Annotated in this window: 3 protein-coding genes; all 3 read right to left on the bottom strand. The window is 73.7% G+C overall.

Going from position 1 to position 11,261, the window contains the following annotated elements:
* Positions 1 to 32: 32 nt before the first annotated feature.
* Entirely contained in the window at positions 33 to 386 is a 354-nt protein-coding gene (locus ACZ5K7_RS21250) for a phosphopantetheine-binding protein (RefSeq protein WP_468915260.1), read from the bottom strand.
* A 236-nt stretch (positions 387 to 622) separates the two neighbouring features.
* Positions 623 to 7,336, bottom strand: coding sequence for a condensation domain-containing protein (locus ACZ5K7_RS21245; protein ID WP_468915258.1), 6,714 nt, complete (start codon positions 7,334 to 7,336; stop codon positions 623 to 625).
* Positions 7,333 to 10,635 (bottom strand): type I polyketide synthase, encoded by a 3,303-nt coding sequence (locus tag ACZ5K7_RS21240; protein WP_468915256.1) that lies wholly within the window; start codon positions 10,633 to 10,635, stop codon positions 7,333 to 7,335. The genes ACZ5K7_RS21245 and ACZ5K7_RS21240 overlap by 4 nt, the downstream gene beginning before the upstream one ends.
* Positions 10,636 to 11,261 lie beyond the last annotated feature (626 nt).

Raw genomic sequence — 11,261 nt, 5'->3', positions numbered from 1 at the left:
CGGAACGGACAGCAGTGCGAAGCCGGCGCCGGTCACGAGGCGACCCCCGCGACTCCCTTGTCCGCCAGGAGCTTGCGCAGACCGGCGATGCTGCTGATGCCCTTGATCTCCCGGCTGCTGAGGGCCACCCCGTAGTGCTCCTCCAGCACGACCACGACCTCGACGTGCTTCAGGCTCGTCCAGGCGACGTGGACGCCGGGGCCGGAGTCCTCGGCCAGTTCGGCCGCCGGCACCCCCAGAACGTCGGCGATCAGACCGGACAGCTGATCGGTCGGCGGCACGGCGGCCGTCTGCTCCGCGGCGCCCATCAGCGGACCGCCCGCCGGATACGCGGTGCCGGCACGGCAGCCGCAGGGGCCGGGACCGAGATGTCGGTGCCGGGACACGTGGACCGGGAGGACATGATCGGAGCCACCTTTCACAGGACTCGGAAACGCTGAACGGGAAACTCGGTCGCGAAGGCCGGACGACGCGAGCCGGCCCGGCTGTCGGTGGCGCCGTCGGCCGGTCGTCGGCCGGTCGGCGCGGTGGGGAGGGCGGCCCGGCGGCCGAGCGGAACGGCGGCGGGGCGTCCGGCCGCGGGGTGTCGGCCCTCGGCCGCGGATCGGGGGGCCTGGGTGGTCTACGGCGCCGCGGGTGCGGCCAGGGCGCGGAACCGGTCGGCGATGCGCTCGGCGAGCGCCGTGACGGTCGCGGCGTCATGGATGCTGCGCCGGTAGTAGATCTGGAGGACCAGCGCGCCGTCGACGATGGCCGGCATCAGGTCGAGCAGGTACGGCCAGGTGCACGCACCGTCCTGGCAGGGGCCGTACGCGTCGGGGCAGTGCCCGAACAGGGAGGTGTGCGCGGAGGTCTGCTCGAACCCGGACTCACCCATGTAGTTGAAGCTGAACAACGGCTGCTCACCCCCCGTCAGGCCGACGCGCAGCGCGGGATCGGCATGCTGGCCGGCCAGCACCGCGTAGCCGAAGCCGGCGTCGGGGACGGCCGCGAGCCGGCGGTGCACCGACTGCACCAGCGACATGCCCTCGGTATCGGCGACGTCGATGCCGATCGGGAAGTAGATCTGGAACCAGCCCACCGTGCGGACCAGGTCGAGGTCCGGGAATCGCTGGGGCCGGCCGTGACCGGCCACCGCGAAGCGGAGGTGGTCGGTACCGGTCCATTCGGCCAGGACCGAGGCCGAGGCGGCGAAGACGGCGTCGGACAGGCTGGCGTTCCGCCCGACGGCGAGCCGCTGCACCGCGGCCGTCTCCTCGGCGCTGACCCGCGCCTCGGCGGTCTCCATGTAGGCCATCTCCCTCGATCCGCCCTCGTGGTCGACCGGCACGACCGGGGCGCGGGCGCCTTCCGGGGTGGGGGCGACCTGCTCCAGCCAGAACGGCACCTCGGCGAGGAGTTCCTCGCTGGACGCGTACTCGTCGACCCGGTCGGTCCAGTCGCGGAACGACGAGGTCTTCGGGGGCAGGCGCAGCGGTGACCCCGTGACGGCCTGTTCGGCGAGGGTGGTCAGGTCCTCCAGCAGGATGCCCCGGGACATGCCGTCCACGACCAGGTGGTGGCAGATGATCAGCAGCCGGTCCGGCTCGCCGTCGGTGTGCAGGTGCAGCGCGCGCAGAGTCGGGCCGGCCGCCAGGTCGAGGCCGCTCTGCAGCCCGATGGCCAGAGCCTCGGCCCGTGCGGCGCGCTCCTCGGCCGGTGTCCCGGTCAGATCGACGCGCTCGAACGGCACTTCCACGCCGGTGGGCTCCGACCACTGGTGCCACTCGCCGTCCTCGTCGCGGGCGAAGCGCAGCCGGAGGGCGTCGTGGTGGTCCACGAGGACGCGGAGCGCGCTCTCCAGATGGTCCGCGGTGACGTCCGGCCGCAGGGTGAGGTAGTAGGGGTGGTTGTAGTAGTTGGGGTCGCCGCCGGTTCCGAGCGGGTTGGCGAAGAACCACCGCTGTGCCGGGGCCAGAGCCACCGGCCCGACGACCGGGCCCTGGTCGGCTACGACGACCGGGGCCGCGGCCGCCTCGGCGAGGTCGGCGACCGACGGCGCATCGAGGACGGCGCGCGGCGACAGGCTGATGCCGTGCCGGGCAGCCTGGGAGACGACCTGGATCGCGGTCATCGAGTCGCCGCCGAGTGCGACGAAGCTGTCTGAGAGCCCGACGCGGTCGATGCCGAGCAGCCGGGCCAGGATCTCGGCCAGCCGCCGTTCGCGCTCGGTGCGCGGCTCGACGTATTCGCCCCGGTACACGCGCCAGCGGGCCCGGTCCACGGCCGCCTGGATTCCGGCCGCGTCCGACAGTTCGGTCAGGATGCGCAGGCCGGCGGCCGCGCTGACGCCCTGCGCGGTCCCCAGGGCGGTGTCGGCGTCGTGCTCCTCGGCGAAGAGCGGCTGGTCGAGCGCCCACAAATGCTCCAGTACGTGGCGCGCACCGTCCGCCTCCGCCGGTATCGGGACCGCGAGAACGCCAGGGAAGCGCGCGCCCAGCCGCTCGCAGAGTTCGGCGTCCGGGTCCAGCACGATGCAGTCGGCCGGGTCGACGGCGCCGGCCGCGACCGCATCCGCGAATCCGGCTTCGAGGTCCCCGGCGCCAGGCCCGGCGAACCACAAGGCGGCATCCACGTCGGGCAGCAGGTCCGGACGGGCGGCGAGCTCCCGTCGCACGGTGGGATCGGTATCACCGGCGAACACCAGCGAGCGGCCCTGGCCGGCCCCCCGCCGCAGCGCGCGGGCGACGAGCGCGGCGGACCCGTCGCCGCCGGCCCCGGTACCGGCGCCGAGCCGCAGCAGGCGGCCGGGTTCCAGGTAGACGGTGCCGCGCCGTTCGGTGCTCAGGACGGCGCGGGCCACAACCGTGGCCAGAACCGTCGTGAACTCCGGTGTGTAGGGCATGTGTGCGAGGCGGTCGGCGTGTTCGTCGTCGCGTCGGTCCACCGGGTACCGGTCGGCGAGGGGCCCGACGTCGAGAACACGCATGGCGGGCAGGGACGCGGCCAGCCGCGTCAGACGTGCGGTCAGCCCGCGTGCCACGGTGGCCCACGGCTGCGCGGACCAGCGGGGCGAGGCCGGGCAGACGGCGATCAGGAGCGGCGTCCGGCACCAGGCACGGTGGCTGAGCAGGGCGGCGTGCAGGTCGCCGAAAGCGGTTTCGAGATCGCGGACCACGGCGTCGAAGCGGGCGGGGCCGTCGGCGGCGCCGGCGGGAGCCCGCGGATCGTGGCCGAGGTGGCGGACCCAGTCCTCCCAGCGCAGCAGCACGGTGTTGACGCGTGCTCCCGCGGTGCCGAAGGTGGCGTCCGGGTCGAGCAGTTGCTGCACGACCTGCGCGTAGGGCGCGAAGGCGACCTTGGCCGGGCGGTCGAACAGGTCGAACCAGAAACCGAGCGCCGGGCCGGCCGCTTCGGCGGTGAAGCTGGCCGCCACGGCGGTGGAGGGGACGGTCGCGGCGTGGTCGGGCTCGGTGCCGGATTCGGTTCCGGGCGCGATCGCCGGGATCCGGCAGCCCTTGGGGAAGGTGAGTTCGCCGCTGCGGGCCTCGGAGTCGCCGGCCACCGCCTCCAGCATGGCGGCGAAGGCTTCCAGCAGCGCCTCGGCCCCGGCTGATGAGTACAGCCCGGTCTGGTAGTCCAGGGTGATCAGGAACTCGTCGCCCTCGGCGTCGAGGCTGAACAGGAGCTCGAACTCCGTCCCGGCGCGCAGCCAGTTCAGCTGCGCCAGGGTCAGACCGTCGATGTCGGGCAGGCGGTCGTCGCCGTCGACGAAGTTGAACAGCGTCTGGAACAGCGGCTGTCGGCCGGGGACGCGCACGGCGCGGACCGCCGAGACGATGTTCTCGAACGGCAGCCGCTGGACGGCACGGGCGTCCAGAATCGCCTGGTGGGTGGCCTGGACGCGGCCGGCGACGGTCAGGTCGCCGACCCCGGTCAGCCGGATCGGCACCAGGTCGGCGAAGTCCCCCACGATATCGGACAGCCCGGGGTGCTCGCGGTTGCCGTTGAGCGTGCCCACGACGAACTCGTCGCGTCCGCCGGCGCGTGCGGCCAGCAGGTGGAACGCGGTGAGCACGACGCTGAACAGCGGCACCTCCATCCGGCGTCCGGCCGCGCGCAGCCGCGCGGCGAGCCCGGTGTCGACGCGGCGGGTGACCACCCCGCTGTCCGAACCGATCTCCGCGGTGCGCGGGAAGTCGGTCGGCAGCGAGGAGACCCCCGGAACGTCGCGCATGATCTCCCGCCAGCACGTCTCGTGTTCGCGCCCGCCCGGGCCGAGAAGCCATTCGTGCTGCCAGTGGGCGTAGTCGGCGAACTGCACCGGCAGCTCCGGGAGTTCCGGGGCACGTCCCGAGCGCGCGGCGCGGTAGAGCTCGGCCAGGTCGCGCACGATGACGGCCCAGGACCGGTTGTCGGTGACCGCGTGATGCATGGCCATCGACAGGTAGTGGATGCGCGGCCCGGCGGCGAACAGCCGGAACCTGGCCAGCGGGCCGCGGTCGAGTTCGAAGGTCTCCTCGGCGGCGGCGCGCATCAGGCGCTCGATCTCTTCGGACTGATCCGGCCCTTCGGGGACGGTGGTCGTCGCCGGGAAGACGTCGCTCCCCCAGCCCGCCGCGTCGGGCACGATGCGCAGCACCGGCGCGCCGTCGGGGTCCTCCGCGATCGTCGTACGCAGCGATTCGTGGCGGTCGAACAGGGCCGCGACAGCCGTGCGGAGTGCGGCCTCGTCGAGCTCGCCGTCGATGCGCAGCGGGAAGGCGCTGTTGTGCAGGAGGCCGGCGCCGTGCACCTTCGCCAAGGTCCACAGCCGGCGCTGCGTGGAGGACGGTGCGAGCGCCTGGTCGCGTGACACGGGCACCGGTCCGTCCTCGCCCGCCCCGGGTGCCGCGGCGTCGACGAGGTGGGCAAGGTGGCCGAGGGTCGGGCCGCGGAAGAGCTCGAACGGCTCCACCGAGCGGCCGAACTCGGCCTTGATGCGGGTCAGCAGCTCGACGGCGAGGAAGGAGTGGCCGCCGAGGGCGAAGAAGCTGTCGTCCAGTCCGATCCGGTCGGCCTTCAGCGCCTGCTGCCACATCGCGGCCAGGCGGCGCTCGGTGTCGGTGGCCGGTTCGCGGAATCCGGCCGCGTCCGGCGCTCCGGTCCCGGCCGCCGGTCCGCCGTCGGCGACGTCGGCCGCGTCGGCACCGCCGACAGGTCCGGCGGCCCCGAGGGCCAGCCGCGACGGCCAGACCGGGACGAGTTCGGCCGGGCGCCCGTCCTCGTCGCGGACGGTCAGCGGCAGCAGGCCGCGCACGACAGAGGCGCCGAGCAGGGCATGGAAGTCGGCTCCGGCGTACGGCACGACGTCCAGCCCGTCGAGGAAGTCCGCATCGTCCTGGTCCTCGTCGAAGCCGTCGCTCCCGGTGCTCGGGGTGCTCTCGGCGTTCTTCGGCACCGCGGCCTGCGCGGTGCGGATACGGACGTCGGACCAGCGCCCGCAGGCTTCGCCGAGACGGCGGGCCGGTCCGTCGAAGACCTCGGTGCCCTGCCAGCGGGACCAGGCCGCCGAGGGCGGGCAGAGCACGATCGTCAGCGGGTCCTCGGACCAGGCGCGATAGGCGGACAGGGCGTCGCAGAACTCGACGAGGCCGCGGTCCAGGGCCGCGCCGACCGCCTCGGGGTCGCGTCGGTCCGGTACGGCGCCGAACCTGGCCAGGTCCTCCCAGCGCAGCAGCACCACATGGGCCGCGCCGGGGTTCATGCCGAACACGCCGGTCAGGGCGCGCAGTTGCTCGGCCACCGGGCCGGGCTCGGACGGCACCTCGAAGTCCAGCCCGAGACCCGCGTGCCTGGCCCAGGAGCGCACCACCGGCAGCACCGGTTCGACCGGGAACGAGGCCGCCAGCGCGACCAGTCCGGCGCGCGCCGGAGCGAGGCGGCTCCACGGCGTGTCGGGAGCGGCGGCGACGGCGCGCGCCACCGTGGCGAAGCGCCCGGTGAGGTCGGCGACGGCGTCGGCGGTGAACAGGTCGGTGTTGTAGCGCAGTTCGCCTTCGAAGCAGCCGTCCTCTCGACGCTCCATGTTCAGGAACAGGTCGAAGTCGGTGACGCCGTTGTCGCGGGTCTCCACGGTGAACTCCGGGACCGCGTCGTCGAAGCGCGCCGGGACGACCTCGTGGAAGCCGAACATGACCTGGAACAGCGGGTTGCGGGACGGGTCGCGCGGCGGCGCCAGGGCTTCGACGACCTTGGCGTACGGGACCTCCTGGTCGCCGTAGGCCCGGCCGGCCTCCTCGTGCGCCGCGCGCAGCAGGTCGCGGAAGGTGGCCGAGGCCGCCGGGGCCATGCGCAGGACGAGGATGTCGGCGAAGCAGCCGATCATCGGCTCCAGTTCGGGACGCGTGCGCCCGGCCACCGGGGACCCGATGACCACTTCGGCGTCGTCCGAGGCCCGGCCGAGCAGGATCGTCAGGACGCTGAGCAGGGCGACGAACGGCGTGGTGCCCTCGGCGCGCGCCAGGGCGGCCAGGCGCTCGCTGGTCTCGGGGTCCAGGACGAGCGGGGTCAGGGCGCCGTGGTGGGTCTGGAGCGGCGGCCGGGGCTTGTCGGCGGGCAGGTCCAGGACGAACGGGGCGCCGATCAGGCGGTCGCGGACCGCGGCGAGGCGGCGCTCGTAGCGGTCCCCCGCCGCGCGCTCGCGCGCCCACAGCGAGAAGTCCGGGTACTGGATCGGCAGTGTGTCGAGCTTCGGCCGGCGGCCTTCGGTGTCGGCACGGTAGGCCTCGACGAGTTCTTCCACGAGGACGGAGGTGGACCAGCCGTCGAAGGCGATGTGGTGGACGACGATCTGGAGCAGGTGCTCGTCGCTCCCGACGGGGAACAGCGCGGCGTCCAGGAGGCGTCCGGTGACCAGGTCGAGCCTGGTGCGCGCGTGCCGGACCAGGGCCGCGTCGAGGGCCGGCGGGTCCTGCCGGTCGCCGGGCACGGCCGCGGCGGTGACCGGGACGGCGACCGGTCCGCCGGGGACGACGCGCTGGCGCGGCCCTTCGGGGCCGGCGACGAACGCGGTGCGCAGAGCTTCATGGCGCTCCACGACCACGGTCAGCGCGCGTTCCACGGCGCCGTGGTCCAAGGCGCCGCGGACCCGGATCGAGACGGTGATGTTGAGGGCCGGGTTACCCGGATCGAGCAGGTCCTGGAAGTAGAGGCGCTCCTGGGCCGGGCTGAGCGGGATCAGGTCCAGGCCCGCGTCACGGGGGCGCAGCCGACCGGCAGCGGCGGCGTCGCGCTTCTCGGCGCGCAGGCGTGCGAGGAGTTCGGCGCGCTGGTCGGCCGGCATCTCGCGGGCGGGTTCGCGGATGGTCTCGGTCATCGGACGCCCTCTTTCCGGGGGTCGGGCAGCGGATCGGTGGCGGCGGGCTGTGACGCGGACTGGCTGCCGAGGTAGGCCCTCATGAGCTCTTCGTCGGCGTACTCGCACAACGCGGCCACGGTCGGCGCCTCCATCAGGGCGCTGAGCGGGAGTTCGACGCCGAGGACGTCGAGCAGCCGGGCCACGACGCGAGTGGCCAGCAGGGAGTGGCCGCCGAGTTCGAAGAAGTCGTCGTGGACGCCGATGTCGGCGATGCCGAGCAGGTCGCTCCAGACCGCCGCGACGGCTTCCTCCCGCTCGTCGCGGGGTGCGACGAAGGCGGTCGCCAGGCGCCGGGGGTACGCGGCCAACGCCACGGCGTCGGGCGCGGTCCCGCTCGCTCCGTTCTCGTCCGCCGCGGCGCCCCGTCCGGTGGCGGCCGGGGCGGCTCCGGTGAGCGGCGGGGAGTGGGCCGGACGGCCGTCCGCGGCGGGGTCCGGGCCGATGGCCGTCCCGGAGGCCGGGGGGTCGATCCAGTAGCGTCCGCGTTCGAAGGGGTAGGTGGGCAACTCCGCACGCCCGCGCGGGTCGTGGCGCCAGTAGCCGGTCCAGTCCGGCTCGATCCCGGCGAGCCACAGACGGGCCAGGGCCTCGGTCACGGTCCGGTCGGCGGGGACCGGCCGGCCGGGCGCGGGCAGGCTGCCGACCACGAGGTTCCCGGGCAGCTCCGGGTTCTGCCGGGCCAGGGTGGCCAGGGCGGTGCCCGGGCCGACCTCGATCAGCGCCAGCGGTCCGGCCTCGGCGAGGGTCACCAGGCCCTCGTGGAAGCGGACCCGGCCGCGCAGGTGCCGTACCCAGTAGTCCGGCGAGGTGGCCTCCTCGGCGGTGACCCAGGTCCCGGACAGGTTGGAGACGAACGGCAGGGCCGGGGCGGCGAGCGGGACGGCGGCCGCGAGGGCGCGGAAGTCCTCGAGGACGGGATCCATCGCCGGCGAGTGGAAGGCGTGCGAGGTGTGCAGCGGACGGACCGCGACGCCCTTGGCGGCCAGCGTCCCCTCGATGTCGGCGAGCGCCTCGGCCGGCCCGGAGAGGACGGTGAGCGACGGGGCGTTGGAGGCGGCGACGGCCACGTCGCCCCGGACGAACCGCTCGGCCTCCTCGACCGGCAGCCCGACCGACAGCATGCGGCCCGGCGGCAGCGCCTGCATCAAGCGCCCGCGCAGGGCGACCAGACGCAGAGCGTCCGGCAGGGGCATCGTGCCGGCCAGGCAGGCGGCCACGTACTCGCCGACGCTGTGGCCGATCATCGCCGCGGGCCGGATGCCCCAGGACTCCCAGAGCCGTGCGAGTGCGTATTCGACCGCGAACAGGGCAGGCTGTGCGAATTCGGTTCGGCGCAGCCGCTCGGCGGCGGCCGGGTCCGCCACGGCGCCCGGCAGCCGATCGCTTGCGGAATCCCCGAGGACGAGGTCGCGCAGGTCCCGGCCGAGGGTCGGTACGAGCAGGTCCGCGCAGGTGTCGAAGGCGTCCCGGTACGCGGGCTCGGTGCGGTACAGCTCGGCTCCCATGCCGACGTGCTGCGCGCCCTGGCCGGAGAACATGAACACGATGTCGCGGCGGCCGGATTCGACGTGACCGGCCATGGCCTGCGGCGATCCGGGGGCGAGTGCGGCCGCCGCGTCCGCCGCGGAGTCCGCGACCAGGGCCACGCGATGTGCGAAGGCGGTGCGGCCGAGTTGAAGGGTGGACGCGACGTCGGCGAGTTCGGCGGGACCCGGCCCCGGTTCCGTGCGGAGTTGCTTGCGCAGCCGCTCCCGAACCGTTTCCAGCGCGCTCGGAGTGCGGGCCGAGAGCACGAGCAGGTGCCGCCCGCGATACGGCGGGCCGGACGGGGCGGGGTCGGGCGCCTCCTGGAGGATCACGTGCGCGTTGGTGCCTCCCATGCCGAAGCTGCTCACCGCCCCCAGGCGCCGCCCGCCGCGAGGCCGCTCCCAGGCCCGCTCGGCGGTGGGCACCTCGAACGGGCTGCCTGCCAGGTCGATGCCGGGGTTCGGCTCCCCGAAGTACGGACTCGGTGGCACGACGGCGTGCTCCAGTGCCAGCACGACCTTGAGGAACCCGGTGACGCCGGCGGCCGCGTCCAGGTGTCCGATCAGGGCCTTGACCGAGCCCAGGGCGCAGCGCCCGTCGAGGTCGGGGTCGCGCCCGGCGAAGGCCTCGGTGAGCGCCGCGAACTCGATCGGGTCGCCCAGCGGCGTGGCGGTGCCGTGCGCCTCCAGATATCCGATGTCGGCCGGGTCGACTCCGGCGAGGTCGCGGGCGGTGCGCAGCACGGCGGACTGGCCCTGGACGCTGGGCGCGGTGAACCCGACCTTGCGGCGGCCGTCGTTGTTGACCGCGGTGGCCTTGACCACGGCGTGGACCCGGTCGCCGGCGGCGAGCGCGGCGGCCAGCGGCTTGAGCACCACGGCACCGACACCGTTGCCGCTCACAGTGCCCGCGCTCCGGGCGTCGAAGGGCAGGCAGTCGCCGTCCGGGGAGAGGATGCCGTTCTCGCGGCCGTCGTGGACGGACAGCTGCGGCAGGCGTACCGAGGCGCCCCCGGCCACCGCGATCTCGCAGTCGCCGGCGAGCAGTGCCTGGCAGGCGAGGTGGATCGCGACCAGGGAGGTCGAGCAGGCGCTCTGCACCGACACCGCCGGGCCCGAAAGGTCCAGGTGGTAGGCGGCGCGGGTGGCCAGGGTGTCGGTGATGTTGCCGAGCATCTGCTCCTCGCGCAGGTCCGCCAGGCCCGGGTTGGGCAGCAGGTGGCGGATCAGATAGGTGCTCAGGCTGGCCCCTGCGTAGACACCGGTGACGGGCCGCCCGACCGCCGAGCCGTAGCCGGCCCCCTCCAGCGCGGTCCACGCGCACTCCAGGAAGACCCGCTGCTGGGGGTCGAGCAGCTCGGCCTCGCGTGGGCTGTAGCCGAAGAACGCCGCGTCGAACAGCTCGGCCCCGTCGAGCACCCCGCCGGCGCGCACGGCGGTCGGGGCGCCGGAGGCCGCATCACGGGCGCCGGCGCCGGACTCGGGAGCCGGCACCGTCCGCACGGTCCGACGTCCGGCACGGACGATCTCCCAGAACCGGTCGAGATCGGGCGCCCCGGGGAAGGAGCCCGCCATGCCGATCACCGCGATGTCGAGGTCGCCGGCTCCGGCGGCATCGGAACCGATGCCGGAGTGGTCGTTCGCACCAGAGTTGTCGGCTCCGCCGTTCCCGCGAAGGTCAGCATTGCCAGAGCTTGATGCCTCGTAGCGCACCGCCGGCCCCTCCCTCATGGATTGGTTTGTGGCTCGCCGAGGAAGCTATCGGAGCGAGTTGATATTGCCGCCATTTGTGCGCCATGCGTTCACCATGAGCTCCGTCCACAACAAATCCGATGGGCGCGGCGAGGTCTGCGGCGTTCTGATTCGTTGCCTTTTTGGCAGTGAATTCACAAGGCCTCGAAGAGCTGGCCGGTGGTCCTGGCCCGGGCGTACACCTGCCCCGGGGGGCGTCGTTCCTGCCGGCGATCCACGCGTGAATGTCAGGAATCCGGAAATCCGGACCGTTCGGGGCAGCAGAACATTGCGGTAAATCGCGCAAAGCGGCACCGATTTCGGGCCGACCGATGGGTGCCGTGTCCGAAATCGATCCGACCGGGCCCTTGCATGCTGAACGCATGGCACGCGAATAGCGTCGACATCACGTCGCTCCGATAGCTTCCTGGACGAGCCACAAACCAATCCATGAGGGACGGGATGATGGTGCACTACGAGGCGTCAAGCGCGAGCGATGCCGGCCTTCGCGGGAGGGACACCGTCCCCACGAAGCACGCGACCAGGCGCAGGCGGCGCCCCTCAAAGCCATGCGGACTGTTGCGGGCGGCACGGACGGCGCCCGAACTCCACGCGCTGCCCGCGCA

This window comes from Streptomyces sp. NPDC031497, assembly GCF_055580905.1.
Note: the sequence above shows the minus strand (reverse complement) of the source record. Positions and strands in the feature narration are given on the sequence as shown.